Annotated in this window: 1 protein-coding gene; it reads left to right on the top strand. The window is 76.8% G+C overall.

All coding sequences use genetic code 11. From position 1 onward, the window contains the following. A partial coding sequence (locus AC5WS8_RS39165) for a beta-ketoacyl reductase (protein ID WP_496108238.1) occupies nt 1-1,153 on the top strand: 1,153 nt, incomplete at both ends.

Genomic DNA, 1,153 nt, shown 5'->3' on the forward strand with positions numbered 1-1,153 from the left:
ACGGCCCGCCTCACGGGAGTCCTCCTCGGCTCGGGCCCCGAGGACCAGCTGGCGGTCCGCCCCTCGGGCGTCTTCGGCCGCCGCCTGGAGCGGGTGCCCGCGGGCGGCGAGGACACCCCGGGCGGCGACACCACGGCGTGGCGGCCGCGGGGCACGGTGCTCGTCACCGGTGGCACGGGCGCGCTGGGTGCGCGTGTGGCCCGGTGGGCCGCCGAGCAGGGTGCCGAGCACCTGGTGCTGATCAGCCGCCGCGGCATCGACGCACCGGGCGCGGCGGACCTGCGGGACGAACTCCAGACCATCGGCGCCCGGGTGACCGTCACCTCCTGCGACGCGGCGGACCGCGAGGCCCTGGCCGTACTCCTCGCCGCGCACCCGGTCGATGCCGTGGTCCACACGGCGGGCGTCCTGGACGACGGCGTGATCGACGCGCTGTCCCCTGAGCGGTTCGCGGGCGTGCTGCGCACCAAGGCGCTGGGCGCGCTGCACCTGGACGAGCTGACCCGCGACCGCGACCTCGACGCCTTCGTCCTCTTCTCGTCCATCGCAGGCACCCTGGGCACCTCCGGCCAGGGCAACTACGCGGCGGCCAACGCCTTCCTCGACGCGCTCGCCGAGCGCCGCCGCGCGGCCGGACTGGCCGCCACGTCCCTCGCGTGGGGCCCGTGGGCCGACGGCGGCATGGCCGACGAGGAGGTCGTCGCCTGGCGCATGCACCGCGGCGGCGTCCTGCCCCTGCAGCCCGCCCTCGGCATCCTGGCCCTGCAACGCGCCGTCGGCGCAGCCCGGCCCGCCGTCATGGTCGCCGACATCCACTGGGGCGAGTATGCGCCCCCCTTCACCATGACCCGGCCGAGCCCCTTCATCGAGTCGCTCCCGGAGGCACGGGCCGCCGTCGAGGACGCGGGCGCCGCCTCCGAGCGCTTCGGCCGCGGCGACGGCTCCGGCCTGCGCCACCAACTCACCGGACTGACCCCGGCCGAGCAGGAACGGGTCCTGCTCGAAATGGTCCGCCTGTGCGCCGCCGGGGTCCTCGGCTACTCCGGCGCCTCCGCCGTGCCCGCCGAGCGCCCCTTCCGCGACCTGGGCGTCGACTCCCTCACCGCCGTCGAACTGCGCGGCACCCTCGCCATGGCCACCGGTGTCCCCCTCA

Source organism: Streptomyces sp. PTL18 (assembly GCF_059510295.1).